The organism is Streptomyces sp., assembly GCF_035644915.1.
GTDB lineage: Bacteria > Actinomycetota > Actinomycetes > Streptomycetales > Streptomycetaceae > Streptomyces.
Map to the genome: position 1 here is coordinate 1 of NZ_DASQNP010000219.1, position 18100 is coordinate 18100.

The 18100-nt window shown below is 71.4% G+C and carries 14 protein-coding genes and 2 tRNA genes; 3 read left to right on the forward strand and 13 right to left on the reverse strand.

The genetic code is table 11. The features are described 5' to 3' along the window. Positions 1-222: DUF5324 family protein (locus tag VE546_RS23985; protein ID WP_324925774.1), on the forward strand; the 222-nt coding region annotated here is incomplete at its 5' end. Positions 223-338: 116 nt separating this feature from the next. Here the strand turns inward: VE546_RS23985 and VE546_RS23990 are convergent. Beyond that, positions 339-411: transfer RNA gene (locus VE546_RS23990), tRNA-Ala, on the reverse strand. Positions 412-537: 126 nt separating this feature from the next. Between VE546_RS23990 and VE546_RS23995 the strand changes: the two genes are divergently transcribed. Both VE546_RS23995 and VE546_RS24000 read left to right on the forward strand, forming a co-directional pair. Next, on the forward strand, positions 538-1089 hold the full coding sequence (locus tag VE546_RS23995) for a DNA-binding protein (protein WP_324925776.1): 552 nt from the start codon (positions 538-540) through the stop codon (positions 1087-1089). 93 nt (positions 1090-1182) lie between these two features. Further along, a complete protein-coding gene (locus VE546_RS24000; RefSeq protein WP_324925778.1) occupies positions 1183-2526 on the forward strand; it encodes a serine/threonine-protein kinase in 1344 nt (447 codons plus the stop codon). A gap of 64 nt (positions 2527-2590) precedes the next feature. Here the strand turns inward: VE546_RS24000 and VE546_RS24005 are convergent, their stop codons facing one another. The 12 genes from VE546_RS24005 to dnaA all read right to left on the reverse strand — a co-directional run. Continuing rightward, the gene (locus tag VE546_RS24005) at positions 2591-3856 is read right to left on the reverse strand and encodes a hypothetical protein (RefSeq protein ID WP_324925780.1); all 1266 of its coding nucleotides are present in this window, start codon (positions 3854-3856) and stop codon (positions 2591-2593) included. Positions 3857-3867: 11 nt separating this feature from the next. Next, entirely contained in the window at positions 3868-5796 is a 1929-nt protein-coding gene (locus tag VE546_RS24010) for a vWA domain-containing protein (RefSeq protein WP_324925782.1), read from the reverse strand. Between the two features lie 183 nt (positions 5797-5979). Further along, entirely contained in the window at positions 5980-6114 is a 135-nt protein-coding gene (locus tag VE546_RS24015; RefSeq protein WP_324925784.1) for a DLW-39 family protein, read from the reverse strand. A gap of 239 nt (positions 6115-6353) precedes the next feature. Continuing rightward, a tRNA-Ile gene (locus VE546_RS24020) sits at positions 6354-6430 on the reverse strand. A gap of 84 nt (positions 6431-6514) precedes the next feature. Continuing rightward, positions 6515-7210 (reverse strand): DUF3566 domain-containing protein, encoded by a 696-nt coding sequence (locus VE546_RS24025; RefSeq protein ID WP_324925786.1) that lies wholly within the window; start codon positions 7208-7210, stop codon positions 6515-6517. Positions 7211-7217: 7 nt separating this feature from the next. Beyond that, positions 7218-9845: a DNA gyrase subunit A gene (gene gyrA / locus VE546_RS24030; protein ID WP_324925788.1), complete on the reverse strand. Its 2628-nt coding sequence runs from the start codon at positions 9843-9845 to the stop codon at positions 7218-7220. A gap of 44 nt (positions 9846-9889) precedes the next feature. Then, complete coding sequence (gyrB, locus tag VE546_RS24035; protein ID WP_324925790.1) at positions 9890-11986, reverse strand: DNA topoisomerase (ATP-hydrolyzing) subunit B; 2097 nt, start codon at positions 11984-11986, stop codon at positions 9890-9892. Between the two features lie 467 nt (positions 11987-12453). Next, on the reverse strand, positions 12454-12975 hold the full coding sequence (locus VE546_RS24040; protein WP_324925800.1) for a DUF721 domain-containing protein: 522 nt from the start codon (positions 12973-12975) through the stop codon (positions 12454-12456). Between the two features lie 59 nt (positions 12976-13034). After that, positions 13035-14159 (reverse strand): DNA replication/repair protein RecF, encoded by a 1125-nt coding sequence (gene recF / locus VE546_RS24045; RefSeq protein ID WP_324925792.1) that lies wholly within the window; start codon positions 14157-14159, stop codon positions 13035-13037. A gap of 17 nt (positions 14160-14176) precedes the next feature. Further along, positions 14177-15112 (reverse strand): phosphogluconate dehydrogenase (NAD(+)-dependent, decarboxylating), encoded by a 936-nt coding sequence (gnd, locus tag VE546_RS24050; RefSeq protein WP_324925794.1) that lies wholly within the window; start codon positions 15110-15112, stop codon positions 14177-14179. A 203-nt stretch (positions 15113-15315) separates the two neighbouring features. Continuing rightward, a complete protein-coding gene (gene dnaN / locus VE546_RS24055) occupies positions 15316-16446 on the reverse strand; it encodes a DNA polymerase III subunit beta (protein WP_324925796.1) in 1131 nt (376 codons plus the stop codon). 851 nt (positions 16447-17297) lie between these two features. Beyond that, on the reverse strand, positions 17298-18100 hold an 803-nt coding region (gene dnaA / locus VE546_RS24060; protein WP_324925798.1), incomplete at its 5' end, for a chromosomal replication initiator protein DnaA.

Below are 18100 nucleotides of genomic sequence, written 5' to 3' on the forward strand. Positions count from 1 at the left end.
ATGGTGGTCGGCGCCGTCGCCGGCGGCGCGGCGGCCGCCTGGAAGTGGTGGAACAAGCAGTCCAACCCCGACTGGCTGGTGGAACCCCCGGCCGCCACCGAGGTCGGCGGCGGCGCCACCCTCGCCGACGGGAGCACCACCGCGGACGGCGCCCCCCTGGACCCGGAGGTCGAGGCCAAGCAGGCCGACGCGGAGGCCACCCCGTCCGAAGAGGAACGCTGACGGCGCCCGCGGCGCGCACGCCTTCGCGCGCACCCTTCGCACATCCCTCGCACAGCAACGCCGCAGGCCCGGTGCCCGGACCCCGTGAGGTCCGCCGGCACCGGGCCTGAGCGGCGTGGAGCTTAGGGGAGTCGAACCCCTGACATCTGCCATGCAAAGACAGCGCTCTACCAACTGAGCTAAAGCCCCGCCATGACCAGAGTACCCAATGACCGTCGTTGCTTCCGACCGGGTATCGCTCCGCGTCCGCCCGCTCCGTAGGATGCTCCGCAAGTTCGCTCCAGCGAAGCGGACAGGGGAGACAGGGGAGATGCGATGGACGCAGCACAACAGGAGGCCACCGCGAGGGCAAGGGAACTCCAGAGCCAGTGGTACGGCGAGCCCCTGGGCACCCTCTTCCGGCGGCTCATCGACGACCTCGGCCTCAACCAGGCCCGGCTGGCGACGATCCTCGGGCTGTCGGCCCCCATGCTCTCCCAACTGATGAGCGGTCAGCGGGCGAAGATCGGCAACCCGGCCGTCGTCCAGCGGGTCCAGGCGCTCCAGGAGCTGGCCGCCGAGGTCAGCAAGGGCAACGTCACCGCCGCCGAGGCCACCCAGCGCATGGACGAGATCCGCCGTACCGCCGGGGGCAACGTGCTCAGCAGCACCACCCACGCCACCTCCTCCGGCGGCCAGGCCACCACCGTCAAGCGCGTGGTGCGCGAGATCCAGGCGCTGCTGCGCTCGGTCGCGGACGCGGCCGACATCATCGACGCCTCCAACGCCCTCGCCCCCACCCACCCGGAGCTGGCGGAGTTCCTCAGGGTCTACGGTGCGGGGAAGACCGCGGACGCGGTCCGGCACTACGAGGCGCACCAGAGCTGAACGGCCCCGGGCGGGCACGGCCGGGACGACACGACCGGGACGGGGACGTGACGGCGGACATGAGGAACACGGGGACGGGACGGACGCGGCGCCATGGGTGAGGTCTTCGCCGGTCGGTACGAGCTGGTCGATCCGATCGGGCGCGGTGGGATCGGCGCGGTCTGGCGGGCCTGGGACCACCGGCGCAAACGCTACGTGGCGGCCAAGGTCCTCCAGCAGAGCGACGCGCACACCCTGCTGCGCTTCGTCCGCGAGCAGGCGCTGCGCATCGACCACCCCCACGTCCTGGCCCCGGCGAGCTGGGCCGCCGACGACGACAAGGTCCTGTTCACCATGGAACTGGTGCGCGGCGGCTCGCTCGTGCACCTCGTCGGCGACTACGGTCCCCTGCCGCCCACCTATGTGTGCACCCTGCTCGACCAACTGCTGTCCGGGCTGTCCGCGGTGCACGCCGAGGACGTGGTGCACCGCGACATCAAACCGGCCAACATCCTGCTGGAGGCCACCGGCACCGGCCGTCCCCACCTGCGGCTGTCCGACTTCGGCATCGCGATGCGCAAGGGCGAGCCCCGGCTGACCGAGACCAACTACGTGGTCGGCACGCCGGGTTACTTCGCCCCCGAACAACTGCTGGGCGCCGAACCGGACTTCCCCGCCGACCTGTACGCGGTCGGACTGGTCGCGCTGTACCTGCTCACCGGTCAGAAGCCGGATTCGCAGGCGCTGGTGGAGGCGTACGCCCACGGCGTTCCCCCGACGCCGCAGGGCATACCGGAACCGCTGTGGCAGGTGCTCGCCAACCTGCTGCACCCCGACCCGGAGGCACGTTTCCGTACGGCGACCGGCGTGCGCAGGGCGCTGGCCTCCGCCGTGGAACTGCTCTCCACGGACTCCACGCTGGAGCAGGAGGTCGTGGAGGTCTTCGACCAGATCGGGCCCCTGCCCCCGGGCTTCGGTCCGGACGGCCCGGTGGGGAACCGCGCCGCCGGGTCGCCCACCACCACCGGCACCGCCACCTCCGCGTCCGCCGCTCCCTCCGCACCCTCCCCCTCGGACACCGGCAGCTTCCACCTCCCGCCACCCGCCCCGCAGGCGCCGCCGGCCGCGGCCCGGCCCGGCACCCCGCCGCCCCCCGCGCCCGTCCCCGCCCAGGAGGCGGTCATGGTGCCCGGGCATCCGCACCCGGCGCCGCCGGCGCGACCGGCACCGCCCTACGGCGCCCCCCAGCACGTCCCCGCGCCCGTCCACAACACCACCGCCCCCGCGGCACCGGCCGCCCACCACCCGGCCCATGTGTCGGCCACGGCGCCCACGGCCTCCATGGCGCGTTCCGTCCCCGCGCGGCGGCCGGGACCGCCCCCGAGGGTGGTGGTCCCGGTCCTGGTGCTCGCCCTGGTCTGCTTCGCCGTCGGCATCTGGGCACTGACCCAGGCCTGACGGCCCTTGACGGCCCCGACGCCGCATCCCCGCCCGGTCCCCGACGCCCGGGCGGGGACCGGTGTCACGGCCGCGATCCGGCCCGCCGGGCGAGGACCGTCCACAGGCCGAGCCCGAGGAGCAGCACGGTCCCGGACCCGATCCCGGCCCAGGCCACCGTCCGCATGACGCCGCTGCTCCCGGCCTCCGCCGCGCTCTGCCCCCTGGCCGCGGCCTCGCGGTCCTCGTCGGTGACCCCGAAGCCCGCCTCGACCGCGTTCCCGTCGTAGTCGGGTCCGGGCTCGACGCCGCCCTCGACGGAGGTGCGCAGCACCATCGGCACCGTGCCGTCGACGGTGTCGGTCAGTCCCTCGTGGGCGTGCACCGCGATGTAGTACCACCCGGCGAAGCCCGCGTTGCCGATCCGCGCGCTGCTGTCGTAGCGGTTGGCGAAGTCGATGGGCGGGCCGGCCAGGGAGATCTCGGCGGGCTCGCTCGCCTGGTAGCCCACGCCCTGGCCGCTGATGTGCCCCCGGGCGGGGTTGTAGACGTCCACCCGGAAGGCGTCGCCGAGGTAGGCGTCGTCCTTGGCCTTGGCGGTGCCGAACTCCAGGCCGACGAAGAGCTGCTGGCCCCAGTCGAGCGGCACCCGGTAGAAGCGGGTCTCGCCGGGCCGCAGCCGGTCCCGCCAGTTGCCCTCGTCCATGCCCGCGGCGTCGTTGAAGCCGGTGCCGCCCTCGATGGCCTTGGGCTCCCCGGTCGGCGGGCCGGGCGGGGAGGGCGTCTCCCCGGTCTCGGGCGGAGTGGTGGAGGTGGTGCCCTTCAGTCCCGGCTCCTGCATGAAGCGGATCTCCACCGGCCAGGGGGAGGGGTCGGAGGTGGGCTCGCTCTCCCGTTCCACGGAGAAGTGGTAGACCCGCCTCTCCTGGCAGTTCCCGTCCGGCTCGATCATGCGCCGGGCGTAGTCGGCGATCGGCCGGGCCGTGCCGTCGGCCCCGAAGTCGGCGTCCGACTGACCGCAGGTGGTGCCGTCCGGAGCCTTCAGGGCGACGTTGATGCCGTCGCCGTAGGCGACCTTGCTGCCCGGCTCGGGCAGGGCGACCGCGGAGATCCAGGCGTTGGACGTGTCGTCCAGCGGGACGCTGTAGTACTTCTTCTGTCCCGGCGCGACGGTGTCGGTGTAGACGCCGGGTTTGAGCGTAGGCCCGGCGGCGCTGCTCTCGTCGCCCTTGACGGCCTCGGCGTCCTCGGCCGTCGCGTAGGCGGGCAGATCGCCCGGGTCCGCGGTCGCCGTCCCCGGCAGTGCCGCGACCGCGCACAGCGCCGCCGTCACGGCCAGCCCGCTCCTCATCGTGCGCCCCTTCACCGTGCGCCACCTCCAGTCGTCCCGGTCGTGCCGTTGTCTGCGGTCCCCGGCAGCGCGCCGGCCGCCGCCGTACGCCGCCCGGACCGTACGTACACCGCGGCCAGGACGGCCGACAGTGCCGCGCCGGCGGCCGCGGCCACCACGACGACCGGCCCGGACCGTCCCGCACCACCCTCGCCGTCACCGGCGGCCCCTGTCCCGCGGTCCGCGACGACGGGCGCGTCGTGCTGCGGCCCGGTCTTCTCCTCACCGAGCACCGCCACGCGCAGGACGACGCCGATGGCGACGTTCTCGGCGAGCCGGGCGGCGTCCGGGCCGAGGCTGACGCCGATGTAGTAGTCGCCGGCGCGCCGTACCGGAGCCGCCCGGGTGTCGTCCTCCCAGCGGTTGGTCCACGCCGTGGGCACCGTGCCGTTGGACACGGCCGCGGGCCCACCGTCGTACGCGGCCCCGGTGTCGAACTCCGGGAAGGACTCGATCGGCACCCGGGTGGGGCTGTAGGCGTCGGTGCGCACGTGCGCCAGGACCCCGGTGGAGCCCTCGACGGTCGGCTCGTTGCCGAACTCCACGTCGTAGCGGAGCTGTTGGCCCCAGCCGACCGGCACCTTGTACCAGCGGGTCTGCGCGGGCAGCAGCCTGTCGCGCCACACGCCCTCGCCGATGCGCCGGGCGTCGTTGAAGCCGGTGCCGCCCTCGACGTCGCGCGGGGCGTCGGTGGGCAGGGCCGCGTCCTTGCCCCCGTGGCCGTACTCGGTCTCCGAGTGCGCCGGCACGGTGCCCTTCCGCAGCGGCTTCTCGGTGCTGAAGCGCAGCTCGACCGGCCACCGGCCCTGGTCGGACTCCTCGTCGGAGGTCCGCTCGACCATCAGCAGGTAGCGGCCGGGCGCGTCGCAGCCGCCATCGCCCCCGGCGGAGGGGATGCGGCTGACGGCCGCGGTGATCGGCACGGCGCCGGCGTCCTGGCGGAAGGACCGCTCGGTGCTGTCGCAGGTGGCCGGGTACTCGTCGTCGCCGACCAGCTCGGCCCGGAGCCCGTCCCGGGCGGCCACCGGCACCCCCGGCTGCGGCACGGCCGTCACCGCGAAGTCGTCGGCGGCCGAGGCGCCCAGGTCGGCGGCGTACCAGCGCTTCTCGCCGGGGCCGATGGTGTCCGTGTACTGGCCGGGCACGAGATCCGGGGCGGCGTCCGCCGTCGGGCCGCCGGTGATCTGCCGGCCCCTGAGGCGGTAGCCGCCGGCGGAGAGCTGCGAGGCGCGCTGCAACTGGCGGGCCAGCGCATCGGCGTCGGGAGCGTCGTAGTACGAGCCGTGGCCGGCCTCGGCGATGCACCGGAGCTGTTCGCGGGCCTTGCCGCGCACCCGGAATCCGATGGCGTCGATCCGCAGGTCGACGCCCCGCCCGCTCAGTTCCCCGGCCACCTCGCACGGGTCGGGGGTGCCGCAGGTGTCCTCGCCGTCGGAGATCAGCAGGATGGTGCGGCGGCCGTGGGAGCCCTCGGGCACCGGGGGGAGGTCGTCGGCGGCCTCGCGCAGTGCCGGCCCGATGGGGGTGTCGCCCCTGGGCTCCACCTGTTCCACCGCCCGCTTCAGCGCGCCGCGGTCCAGCGGTTCCACCGGCCGCACCAGCCGGGTGTCGGTGCAGCCGCGCGGCTTGTCGGCCCCGTAGACCCGCAGCCCGGTGGGGTGGCCGTCGGGGAGTGCGTCGACGACCGTGGCCACGGCCCGGCGGGCTGCCTCGATGCGGGTGCTGCCCGCACCGTCGTCCTCGGCCATCGAGCCGGAGGAGTCCAGCACCATCACCAGGGAACCGTTGTCATCCGCAACCGCGCGGGGCGCCGTCGGCGCGGCGGCGAGCGGGGTCGCGGTCAGGGCGATGAGCGCCCCGCAGGTCAGCGCCACCGTCGCGGGACGGCGGAGTCGTTGCATGTTCTACTTCCCCCCTGGGTGGACCGTGTCCGACCGTGCGCGTGAGCACCGTATTGATTTGCTAAAGCACACATCAAGAGCGGTGCTGTCACGGTCCTGCAACACGGTGCGCCGACCGCCCCCCACGGCGAAGCCCCGGCCGGCCGGCCGGGGCTTCGCGCGAAGTACTGGGGATGCCCGCTCTCAGGCGCCGGAGCCTGCGGACACGGAGTCGGTCGCCTCCGTCCACAGATCCTGCTCGGCGCGGTCCGCCTGGATCTGGCGGTACACGAGGAGCCCGCCAACGGCGGCCAGTGCGACCAGGAGAAGCTTCTTCACCGCGCTACCTCGTCCTTCATAGACGTTGGGACCTACTGGCGCCGATGATACCCATGCGACCTCCGGTGCCGGGTGATCGACCCGGGTGGTCACGGCCGGGCCCCGCGGCGGCCCGGCGGGGCGCGGCCGGTCTGCCGTTCGGCCCCTCCGGCCTGCCCCGCCTGCCCGGCCCGTCCCGACATGACGAAAGCCCGGCCCCTCGACAGAGGTTCCGGGCGTTCGATCCGCTTCTCGCGCGGTGGTGGGGCTAACAGGACTTGAACCTGTGGCCTCTTCCTTATCAGGGAAGCGCTCTAACCGTCTGAGCTATAGCCCCGCGCTGCACCGAAAGATTAGCGCACTTCAGCCGCGTACCAAAATCGCCCGCCCCCCGGGCCGGGGAGCGGGCGATCCGGGACCGTCACTCGTCCTCCGCGAGCGTCACCTCGATGCCGCCCACGAACCCGGCCGACAGGTTGTAGATGAACGCCCCCAGCGTGGCCAGCGCCGTCGCCAGCACCACGTCGATCACCGCTATGACCGAGGTGAACGACAGCACCCGGGACAGGGACAGGAAGCCCTCCAGGTCGAAGCCGCCGCCCCCGTCCGTGGACGTCGCCTCGCTGACCGTCCCGCCGACGGCGGCGAACACCCCCATGGCGTCCATCACCATCCACAGCACGGCCACCGCGATGACCGTGCAGATCCCCAGGGCGATCGACAGCAGGAAGCTGACCTTCATCACCGACCACGGATCGACCTTGGCCACCCGCAGCCGCGCCTTGCGGGTCCTGGGCACCGTACGGGCGCCCGTGCGCGGTCGGCGCATGACGTCCTGGTGGAAGTCCTCCTGCTGGCTGTGCTGGTCCGGCCGGCCCGGCTGAGGCTGTGCCTGGGGCTGTGCGGGCCTGGGCGGCGGAGTGCTGCCCGGCGGGGCCGGATACGGCTGCGGCGCGCCCGCTTGCGTCTGGGCCTGGGGCTGCGGTTGCGGGTGGGCACTGGTCACGGTTGTTCCCCCACGGTGGGATTCGCCCTGGTGGCGGGCGTCGTCAGCGGCCGTCCCACGGGCGCCGCCATCATCGTTGCCGCCCCTGGCGGCGCCCGTGGTTCCACTCACGATCTGCCTACTCCTCGTTCTCCGGCACTGTCCGGGTGGTCGTCGTCTCCGGAGAAGACGCTTCCGCGGCCTCTCCGGTGCCATCCTCGGCGTCGACCTCCTCGGCCTCGCGACCGGCCTCGGCGTTGCGTGCGATGCCGACCACCGCGTCGCGCTTGCCGAGGTTGATCAGTTGGACGCCCATCGTGTCACGGCCCGTCTCCCTGACCTCGCTGACCCGCGTACGGATCACACCGCCGCTGAGGGTGATGGCGAGGATCTCGTCCGTCTCCTCGACCACCAGGGCCCCCACCAGCGAGCCGCGATCCTCGACGATCTTGGCCGCCTTGATGCCCAGACCGCCACGGCCCTGCACGCGGTACTCGTCCACGGCCGTGCGCTTCGCGTACCCGCCGTCGGTGGCGGTGAAAACGAAGGTACCGGCCCGGACCACGTTCATCGAGAGCAGCTCGTCCCCGTCGCGGAAGCTCATGCCCTTCACGCCCGAGGTGGCCCGGCCCATCGGGCGTAGCGCCTCGTCGGTGGCGGTGAACCGGATCGACTGCGCCTTCTTGCTGATCAGCAGCAGGTCGTTCTCCGGCGAGACCAGCTCCGCGCCGATGAGTTCGTCCTCGCTGCCGTCCTCCAACTCCCGGAGGTTGATGGCGATGACGCCGCCGGAGCGCGGCGAGTCGTAGTCCTTCAGTGGAGTTTTCTTCACCAGACCCGACTTGGTGGCCAGCACCAGGTACGGCGCGGCCTCGTAGTCGCGGATGGCCAGCACCTGGGCGATCGTCTCGTCCGGCTGGAAGGCCAGCAGGTTCGCCACGTGCTGCCCGCGCGCGTCCCGGCCGGCGTCCGGCAGCTCGTAGGCCTTCGCCCGGTACACGCGGCCCTTGTTGGTGAAGAACAGCAGCCAGTGGTGCGTGGTGGTGACGAAGAAGTGGTCGACGATGTCGTCTTCCTTCAGCTTCGTGCCCCGTACGCCCTTGCCGCCGCGCTTCTGCGAGCGGTAGTCGTCGGTCCTGGTGCGCTTCACATAGCCGCCGCGCGTGATGGTGACGACGATGTCCTCCTCGGCGATCAGGTCCTCGATGGACATGTCGCCCTCGAAGGGCACCAGCTTGGTGCGCCGGTCGTCGCCGTACTTCTCGACGATCGCGGCCAGTTCCTCGCCGATGATCTGCCGCTGCCGCTCGGGCGAGGCCAGGATCGCGTTGTACTCGTCGATCTTCGCCTGGAGTTCGTCGTGCTCGGCGGTGATCTTCTGCCGCTCCAGGGCCGCCAGCCGCCTGAGCTGCATCTCCAGGATCGCGTTCGCCTGGACCTCGTCGATGGCCAGCAGGCCCATCAGGCCCCCGCGCGCCACCTCCACGGTCTGGCTGCGCCGGATCAGGGCGATGACCTCGTCGATCGCGTCCAGCGCCTTGAGCAGGCCGCGCAGGATGTGGGCGCGCTCCTCGGCCTTGCGCAGCCGGTAGCGGGTGCGGCGGACGATGACGTCGATCTGGTGGTTGACCCAGTTGCGGATGAAGGCGTCCAGCGACAGCGTCCTGGGCACCCCGTCGACCAGGGCCAGCATGTTGGCGCCGAAGTTGGTCTGCAGGTCGGTGTGCTTGTACAGGTTGTTCAGCACGACCTTGGCGACCGCGTCCCGCTTGAGCACGATCACCAGCCGCTGGCCGGTGCGGGAGGACGTCTCGTCGCGGACGTCCGCGATGCCGGCGATCTTGCCGTCCTTGACCAACTCGGCGATCTTCAGCGCCAGGTTGTCCGGATTCACCTGGTACGGCAGCTCGGTGACGACCAGGCACTGACGGCCCTGGATCTCCTCCACCTCGACCACCGCGCGCATCGTGATCGAGCCGCGGCCGGTGCGGTACGCCTCCTCGATGCCCTTGCGGCCCACCACCAGCGCGCCGGTGGGGAAGTCGGGGCCCTTGATCCGCTCCAGCAGCGCGTCCAGCAGCTCCTCGTTGGACGCCTCCGGGTGCTCCAGGTACCACTGGGCGCCGGCGGCGATCTCCCGCAGGTTGTGCGGCGGGATGTTGGTGGCCATGCCGACCGCGATGCCCGCCGATCCGTTGACCAGCAGGTTGGGGATGCGCGACGGCAGGACGGTCGGCTCCTGGTTGCGGCCGTCGTAGTTGTCCTGGAAGTCGACGGTCTCCTCGTCGATGTCCCGGAGCATCTCCATGGCCAGCGGCGCCATCTTGCACTCGGTGTACCGCATGGCCGCCGCCGGGTCGTTGCCGGGCGAACCGAAGTTGCCGTTGGAGTCCACCAGCGGCATCCGCATCGACCACGTCTGGGCGAGGCGGACCAGGGCGTCGTAGATGGAGGTGTCACCGTGCGGGTGGTACGTGCCCATCACGTCGCCGACGACGCGGGCGCACTTGTAGAAGCCCTTCTCGGGCCGGTAGCCCCCGTCGTACATCGCGTACAGCACGCGGCGGTGCACCGGCTTGAGACCGTCACGGACGTCCGGCAGCGCGCGCGAGACGATGACGCTCATCGCGTAGTCGAGGTACGAGCGCTGCATCTCGGTCTCGAGGCTGACGGGCTCCACGCGGTGCCCGGCGCTCTCGTTGACCGGCGTGTCGGCGGGGGTGGGGACGTTCCCGCCGAAGGAGGTCGGGGAAATCTCGTCGGCCATGGGTGGTCGATCCTTTTCGTTCTGCGGCGTACGGCCGACTCAGATCAGATGTCGAGGAAGCGGACGTCCTTGGCGTTGCGCTGGATGAACGAACGCCGTGCCTCCACGTCCTCGCCCATCAGGATCGAGAACAGGTCGTCGGCGGCGGCCGCGTCGTCCAGCGTCACCTGCCGCAGCACCCGGTGGGCCGGGTCCATGGTGGTGATGCGCAGTTCCTCGGCGTTCATCTCGCCCAGACCCTTGAAGCGCTGCACCGAGTCGTCCCTGATGCGCTTGCCCTGTTCGCGGCCGAGCCGGATGAGGCTGTCGCGCTCGCGGTCGGAGTAGGCGTATTCGAACTCGTCCCGCGACCACTTGATCTTGTACAGCGGAGGCTGCGACAGGTAGACGTGGCCGGCCTCCACCAGCGGACGCATGAAGCGGAACAGCAGCGTCAGCAGCAGGGTGTTGATGTGCTGGCCGTCGACGTCGGCGTCCGCCATGAGGATGATCTTGTGGTAGCGGAGCTTGGCGATGTCGAAGTCCTCGTGGATCCCGGTGCCGAACGCCGAGATCAGCGCCTGGACCTCCTGGTTCTGGAGGACCTTGTCGATCCGCGCCTTCTCCACGTTCAGGATCTTGCCGCGGATCGGCAGGATGGCCTGGTACTGCGGGTTGCGGCCGGACTTCGCGCTGCCGCCCGCGGAGTCGCCCTCGACGATGAAGATCTCGCACTTGGACGGGTCGTTGGACTGGCAGTCGCTCAGCTTGCCCGGCAGCGACGCCGTCTCCAGCAGGCCCTTGCGCCGGGTCAGGTCCCGCGCCTTGCGGGCCGCCACGCGCGCGGTGGCCGCCTGGATGGCCTTGCGGATGATGTCGGCGGCCTCATTGGGGTTGCGGTCCAGCCAGTCGCCGAAGTGCTCGTGGACGATCTTCTGGACGAAGGTCTTGGCCTCGGTGTTGCCCAGCTTCGTCTTGGTCTGCCCCTCGAACTGGGGCTCGCCCAGCTTCACCGAGATGATCGCGGTCAGACCCTCGCGGATGTCCTCGCCCGTGAGGTTGTCGTCCTTCTCCCGCAGCAGCTTCTTCTCCCGGGCGTAACGGTTGACCAGCGCGGTCAGCGCCGCCCGGAAGCCCTCCTCGTGGGTGCCGCCCTCGTGGGTGTGGATGGTGTTCGCGAAGCTGTAGACACCCTCGGTGTACTGGGTGTTCCACTGCATCGCGATCTCCACGGAGAGCATCCGCTCCTTGTCCTCCGCCTCGATGCCGATCACCGAGGGGTGGACCGGCTCGCCCTTGCGGGAGTTGAGGTGGCGGACGAAGTCCGAGATGCCGCCCTCGTAGTGGTAGCGCACGAAGCGCGGCTTGTCGTCCTCCGCCGAGTCCGCGGTGTCCGCGCCCGAGGTCTGCTTGGCCGCCGCCCGCTCGTCGGTCAGCGAGATCGTCAGACCGCGGTTGAGGAACGCCATCTCCTGGAAGCGGCGCGAGAGCGTCTCGAAGGAGTAGTCGGTCGTCTCGAAGATGTCGCCGTCGGCCCAGAAGGTGACCGACGTACCGGTCTCGTCGGTGGGCTCGTTGCGCTGCAGGGGAGCGGTCGGCACGCCCATCTTGTAGTCCTGCGTCCAGCGGTAGCCGTCCCGCTTGACCTCGACCGACACCTTGGTCGACAGCGCGTTGACCACCGAGACGCCCACACCGTGCAGACCGCCGGAGACCGCGTAGCCGCCGCCCCCGAACTTGCCGCCCGCGTGCAGCACCGTCAGCACGACCTCGACCGCGGGCTTGCCCTCCGAGGGCACGATGTCCACCGGGATGCCGCGGCCGTTGTCGACGACCCGGACACCGCCGTCCGCGAGCAGCGTCACGTCGATGGTGTCCGCGTAACCGGCCAGTGCCTCGTCGACGGAGTTGTCGACCACCTCGTAGACGAGGTGATGAAGACCACGCTCACCGGTGGAGCCGATGTACATGCCGGGCCGTTTGCGGACCGCGTCCAGGCCCTCCAGAACCGTGATCGCACTGGCGTCGTACGACGACTCGCCACCGCCGGCGCCAGGGGCCTGCGGGGTCGCGGACGGGACAGGGGACTCTCCCCCGGGGGCGGGGAAGGTTTCGTTGGAGTTGCCGGAATCGGCCACGAAGCGCCCTTTCTGGCACAGCACAAGCCTCCCCCTGCGATCGGAGGGAAGAACCCCGTCCGGGCGAGCAGGAGCGGCTGCGTCGTTCGACTTTTTCCGCAATGAGGCGGGTGTACTTCCAGTCTACCGGTACCACTGACAACGATGGGGGTTTGCCGGTACCTGGGCCCGCATGTGCCGCCCTGAACCGGCATCCGCCGACTCCCTATATGTGGACGGGGCCCTCAAGACGCTCACAACGGCCCTCAGCGCTTCCGCGTGTCAATGCTCCGGCGCTGTGAGCGCGGTCACGGAATGAAGAATTCCGGATCACTTCCGGTTCTTGGAACGGGGTCGGAAACGGGCCCGAAAACGACCCGACAAAAAGGAATAAAAGGGAGGAGATGGGCGGCGCACGGTGGCGGAGAGGGCCGACCGGGCAGGGAGCAGGAGAAGAGAGAAGAGAAGAGAAGAGAAGAGAGGAAGGGGAGGAGGACGGGAGGGGCCTGCCGTCAGCCGTAGGTGTCCCCCGGCCCCCTGCTGCCCGGCGCGCGCAGCGGACCGTGCCGGGTGTCCGGCGCCTCCGGACCCCGCACCTTGATCAACTTCACCGTCCCCTGTCCGAGATCGGCGTTCAGCCGCGCCAGGAGCTGCGGCGCCAGCAGCCGCACCTGCGTCGCCCACGCCGTCGAGTCGCAGCGCACCGACAGCACCCGCGCCTGCTCGTCGTACGCCTGCGGTACGCAGTGCCGCGCCAGGTCCGGTCCCACCAGTTCCGGCCAGCGGCCCATCACGCCGCCCACCGCCATCGGCATCTCCCAGCCGCGCTCGGTCTTCAGCCGCTCGATCGCCGCGCCCAGCGGCAACGGGTCACGGCCGTCCCGCCGCGCCCCCGAACGCAACCCCCCGGCCGGAACCTGCCGCTTCTGCCGCGCCGCCGTACCGCGCGACCGCGCCTGCTCCCGGGCGGCCCGCAGCGCCACCCTCGCCAGGTCGACGCCCGACGGTTCCGCCGCCGGCCCCGGGATCCTCACCCCGGGCGACCGGTCGGCGGACCGGTCGGCGCCACCCTCCTCGGGACGTCCGGGCTCACTCACAGACGGGTCACCTCCCCACCGCCGACCGCGTACCGCGCCCCCGTGAGCACTCCGGGCACGTCCTCGTCGACCGCCGCGGTCACCAGCACCTGCTCGCCCGGCGCCACCAGCTCCGCCAGCCGCTCCCGCCGCCGCGCGTCCAGTTCGGCGAAGACGTCGTCGAGCACGAGCACCGGCTCGTTGCCCTCGGCGCGCAGCAGGTCGTAGGAGGCCAGCCGCAGCGCCAGGGCGTACGACCACGACTCGCCGTGGCTCGCGTACCCCTTGGCGGGCAACTCCCCCAGTTTGAGCACCAGCTCGTCGCGGTGCGGCCCCACCAGGGTCACCCCGCGCTCGATCTCCTGGCGGCGCGCGTCGGCCAGCGCCGCCAGGAGTTGCTCGTACAACTCCTGGCGCGTACCGCCCTCCACGGGACAGCGGTACTCCAGCGCCACCGGGCCCCCGCCGGGCGCCAGCCGCTCGTACGCCTTGTCCGTCAGCGGTCCCAGCGCGGCCACCAGCGCCATCCGCTGGGCCAGCAACTCCGCCCCGGCGCGGGCCAGGTGCTGGTCCCACACGTCCAGCGTGGACAGCGCGCCGCCACCGCCCGGGGCACTGCCGTGCCGGCGCGCCATCGCCGCCGTCTTCAGCAGGGTGTTCCGCTGCTTGAGCACCCGCTCGTAGTCCGCCCGCACCCCCGCCATCCGCGGCGACCGCGCCGTCACCAGCTCGTCCAGGAAGCGGCGCCGCTCACCGGGATCGCCCTTCACCAGCGCCAGGTCCTCCGGCGCGAACAGCACGGTGCGCACGATGCCCAGCACGTCCCTCGGCCTGACCTGCGAGGAGCGGTTGATCCGGGCGCGGTTGGCGCGCCCCGGATTCAGTTCCAGCTCCACCAGTTGCTGCCGGTCCCCCTGCCGCACCGCCGCCCGTATGACGGCGCGGTCGGCACCCGCCCGCACCAGCGGCGCGTCGGAGGACACCCGGTGGCTGCCCAGCGTCGCGAGGTAGCCGACGGCCTCGACGAGGTTGGTCTTGCCCTGGCCGTTCGGGCCGACGAACGTCGTGACGCCCGGGTCGAGCGGGACCTCGACCCGGGCGTAGGACCGGAAGTCGGCGAGGGACAGATGCGTGACGTGCATCGGACCGCTGGGGCCGGTCAGCCGCCGACCGGCGGGACGACGTCCGCGCCCGGCGAGTCGGCGCCCTTCTCGCCGCCGGCCGCGGCGGTCACCGCGTGGCCGCCGAACTGGTTGCGCAGCGCGGCGACCATCTTCATCTGCGGGGAGTCGTCCTGGCGCGAGGAGAAGCGGGCGAACAGCGACGCGGTGATCGCGGGCAGCGGCACGGCGTGGTCGATCGCCGCCTCCACCGTCCAGCGGCCCTCGCCGGAGTCCGCCGCGTAGCCCCGCAGCGCCTCCAGGTGCTCGTCGTCGTCCAGCGCGCGGACGGCCAGGTCGAGCAGCCAGGAGCGGATGACCGTGCCCTCCCGCCAGGAGCGGAAGACCTCGCGGACGTCGGTCACCGCGTCCGCCGCCTCCAGCAGCTCCCAGCCCTCGGCGAAGGCCTGCATCATCGCGTACTCGATGCCGTTGTGGACCATCTTCGCGAAGTGGCCCGCGCCCACCTTCCCGGCGTGCACGGAGCCGAACTCGCCCTCCGGCTTGAGCGCGTCGAAGATCGGCTGCACCTTCGCGACGTGCTCGGCGTCACCGCCGTACATCAGCGCGTAGCCGTTCTCCAGGCCCCACACGCCACCGGAGACGCCGCAGTCCACGAAGCCGATGCCCTTGGCCGCGAGCTGCTCGGCGTGCTTCTCGTCGTCGGTCCAGCGGGAGTTGCCGCCGTCCACCACCACGTCTCCGGGGGAGAGCAGCTCGGCCAGCGCGTCGATGGTCGACTGGGTGGGGGCGCCGGCCGGGACCATCACCCACACCACCCGCGGCGCCTTCAGCGCTTTGACCAGGTCTTCCAGGCTGTGGACGTCGGCGAGATCCGGGTTGCGGTCGTATCCGACGACGGTGTGGCCGGCGCGGCGGATGCGCTCGCGCATGTTGCCGCCCATCTTGCCGAGACCGACGAGACCGAGCTCCATCAAGGGGCCTTTCTTCGGTGTCCTAGCGTTGCGTACCCGGGTACGAGCCTACGCCCGAGGGGGTGGCGCACAGCTGCGGCCGTACCCCGCTCGAATGCGCACCGCGACTCCCTCCCCCGCCGCCGTACGGCGACGGCCGGGCGCGGGCGCGCGGCCCGGGCCGCGGCCGCCGCGGGGACCCGCCGGGTGCGGGCGCGGCGGGCTCAGCCCGACAGCCGCACCGGCATGATCAGGTACTTGTACGCCTCGTCCGCCTCCGCGTCCACCGCGGGCCTGCCGCTCAGCAGGGCGGGCTTGGTGGAGGTCGTGAAGGACAACTGCGCGACCGGTGCGTCGATGGCGCTCAGCCCCTCCAGCAGGAAGCCGGGGTTGAAGGCGATCGAGATGTCGTCGCCCTCAAGCTGCGCCTCCACGCGCTCCACAGCCTGTGCGTCGTCGCTGGACCCCGCCTCCAGGGTCAGCACGCCCTGCTCGAAGGTGAGCCGCACCGGGGTGTTCCGCTCGGCCACCAGCGACACGCGCTTGACGGCCTCCACGAAGGGGGCCGTCTCGATCACGGCGACCGAGTTGAACTCCGTCGGGAACAGCGTGCGGTACTTCGGCAGGTCGCCCTCCAGCAGACGCGTCGTGGTCCGCCGCCCGTTGCCCTCGAAGCCGATCAGGCCCTCACCCGCGCCCGCGCCCGACAGCGCCAGCGTCACGTTGTCCGCGCCGCTCAGCGACTTCGCCGTCTCCAGCAGCGTCTTGGCCGGCACCAGGGCCACCGCGGAGGCGTCCGGCGTCTCCGGCTTCCACAGGAACTCCCGGACCGCGAAGCGGTAGCGGTCGGTGGACGCCAGGGTGACCGTGTCGCCCTCGATCTCGATCCGCACACCGGTGAGCACCGGCAGGGTGTCGTCGCGCCCCGCGGCGATGGCGACCTGGGCGGCGGCCGCGGCGAACACCTCGCCGGGGACCGTGCCGGTCGCGCTGGGCATCTGGGGGAGCGCCGGGTACTCCTCCACAGGCAGGGTGTGGAGGGTGAACCGCGAGGAGCCGCAGACGACGCTCACCCGTACACCGTCTGTGGAGATCTCCACGGGCCGGTTGGGGAGGGCGCGGGAGATGTCCGCCAGGAGGCGGCCGGAGACGAGGACCGTCCCCTCCTCCTCCACATCGGCCTCCACCGAGACCCGCGCCGAGACCTCGTAGTCGAAGCCGGACAGGCTCAGCGAGCCCTCCTCGGCCTTCAGCAGCAGTCCCGCGAGGACCGGCACGGGGGGCCGGGCCGGGAGGCTGCGGGCCGCCCAGGCCACCGCCTCCGCGAGGACGTCGCGCTCCACCCGGATCTTCACTTAAGCCGCCTCCTGCTGTTGCTGGCTGCTCGCCCTGCTGGTCTTCGTCATCGGCTTGTCGCCGGGAACCAGTCTGACGCACCCGACTGACAGCCGGGGCGGGTCGGGGTCAAGTCGGGGGGAGGGGGCCGGGGCGCGCTCGGGCCGAGTTGTGCACAGGGCCCGTTTCCGAGCGAAGTTCCCGCTTTATATCCGTGGTCGTAGTAGTAGGGCCTGTGGAAACCGGGGATAACTCGATCCGCGCAGGTCAGGCCGGAAGTTTTGTCCACCGGCCCTGTGGGCGCGGCCGTGGACGGACCGGGGGTGGCTGTGGACGCGCGGAAGTTCTGCACACCCGATGCACAGGGATCGGGGACTTCTCCCCAGGGCCGCCCACAGTTTTACCCAGCTTCTCAACAGCCCAATCCAGCTCCATGGTGTGATGCCTTTCACACGGACCGGTGACACACCGCGTTGCGTTGTCGAACAGTGGACAGCCCTGTGGAGAAGCTGTGCACAACCCGGCTCCGCCTGTGGGTCGGCGGTGGACAACCCGGATCGCCCGCTGTGACCACAGCCTGTGTCCACAGCCTGTGGAAAACGTTTGACCACAGATCCCCAACCGTCTGACCTGGCCCGTCCGGCCGTCGACCGGCACCTGTGTGGACGCTATCGGGACAACCCACCGGTCCCCAGCATGTGGACGGAAGAAAGTCGGTGAATCTGTGGATCATGCTCCTCCGCGTCCGCGGATTCGAACAGCGAGAAGCCCCCGGGAGGAGTCCCGAGGGCCGGATGGAGGCGGAGAGGGAGGTGGAAGGGCCGGGGGCCGGCCGTCCCCTCGGTGCGTCGGGGCGGCCGGCCGCCCTCCGTCAGGCGTTCTTGATGCGGTTGGTCAGCTCGGTGACCTGGTTGTAGATGGACCGCCGCTCGGCCATCAGGGCGCGGATCTTGCGGTCCGCGTGCATCACGGTGGTGTGGTCGCGGCCGCCGAACTGGGCGCCGATCTTCGGCAGCGACAGGTCGGTCAGCTCCCGGCACAGGTACATGGCGATCTGCCGCGCGGTGACCAGCACCCGGCTGCGCGAGGACCCGCACAGGTCGTCCACCGTCAGCCCGAAGTAGTCGGCGGTCGCGGCCATGATGTTGGCCGCGGTGATCTCCGGCGCCGCGTCCTCACCGCCGGGGATGAGGTCCTTCAGGACGATCTCGGTCAGGCCGAGGTCGACGGGCTGCCGGTTGAGGCTGGCGAAGGCCGTGACGCGGATCAGCGCGCCCTCCAGCTCGCGGATGTTGCGCGAGATGCGGGAGGCGATGAACTCCAGCACCTCCGGCGGCGCGTTGAGCTGCTCCTGGACGGCCTTCTTCCGCAGGATCGCGATGCGCGTCTCCAGCTCGGGCGGCTGGACGTCGGTGATCAGTCCCCACTCGAAGCGGTTGCGCAGCCGGTCCTCCAGGGTGACCAGTTGCTTGGGCGGCCGGTCGGAGGAGAGCACGATCTGCTTGTTGGCGTTGTGGAGGGTGTTGAAGGTGTGGAAGAACTCCTCCTGCGTCGACTCCTTGCTCGCCAGGAACTGGATGTCGTCGACCAGCAGGATGTCCATGTCGCGGTAGCGCTTGCGGAACGCGTCCGCCTTGCCGTCGCGGATGGAGTTGATGAACTCGTTGGTGAACT

Bases quoted from the DNA above. Each gene is read 5' to 3' on its own strand.
- gyrA (WP_324925788.1), bottom strand. From the start codon at position 9,845: ATGGCCGACGAGATTTCCCCGACCTCCTTCGGCGGGAACGTCCCCACC.
- gnd (WP_324925794.1), bottom strand. From the start codon at position 15,112: ATGGAGCTCGGTCTCGTCGGTCTCGGCAAGATGGGCGGCAACATGCGC.
- recF (WP_324925792.1), bottom strand. From the start codon at position 14,159: ATGCACGTCACGCATCTGTCCCTCGCCGACTTCCGGTCCTACGCCCGG.
- VE546_RS24005 (WP_324925780.1), bottom strand. From the start codon at position 3,856: ATGAGGAGCGGGCTGGCCGTGACGGCGGCGCTGTGCGCGGTCGCGGCA.
- VE546_RS23995 (WP_324925776.1), top strand. From the start codon at position 538: ATGGACGCAGCACAACAGGAGGCCACCGCGAGGGCAAGGGAACTCCAG.
- VE546_RS24010 (WP_324925782.1), bottom strand. From the start codon at position 5,796: ATGCAACGACTCCGCCGTCCCGCGACGGTGGCGCTGACCTGCGGGGCG.
- VE546_RS24000 (WP_324925778.1), top strand. From the start codon at position 1,183: ATGGGTGAGGTCTTCGCCGGTCGGTACGAGCTGGTCGATCCGATCGGG.